Source organism: Shigella sp. FC1567, from assembly GCF_001743015.1.
Taxonomy (GTDB): Bacteria; Pseudomonadota; Gammaproteobacteria; order Enterobacterales; family Enterobacteriaceae; genus Escherichia; species Escherichia coli.
This window is the reverse complement of record NZ_MIIV01000486.1, coordinates 1-212: the sequence shown is the minus strand read 5'-3', so window position 1 is coordinate 212 and position 212 is coordinate 1. Positions and strand designations below refer to the sequence as shown.

Annotated in this window: 1 pseudogene; it reads right to left on the bottom strand. The window is 50.5% G+C overall.

Annotated features, from left to right (window positions below):
* Positions 1–109: 109 nt before the first annotated feature.
* A pseudogene (locus BHE85_RS20360) lies at positions 110–212 on the bottom strand (IS110 family transposase); the annotation flags it as partial.

Genomic DNA, 212 nt, shown 5'->3' with positions numbered 1-212 from the left:
ATTACAGCGCACTAAGACCGCACGAATATAACGGTGGGTTACCCCCAAACGAATCGGAAAATCGATACTGGAAAAACTCTAACTCGGTGGCCAGTTTTTTGTTGACCACTTCACGCTCCATCGCTGCCCGGCCTTTGTGGATGGTTTCACCAAACTCCAGTAACGTCCCGTGCAGGGCATTAATTTGTGCGGTCCGGAACTTCACCAGTTGC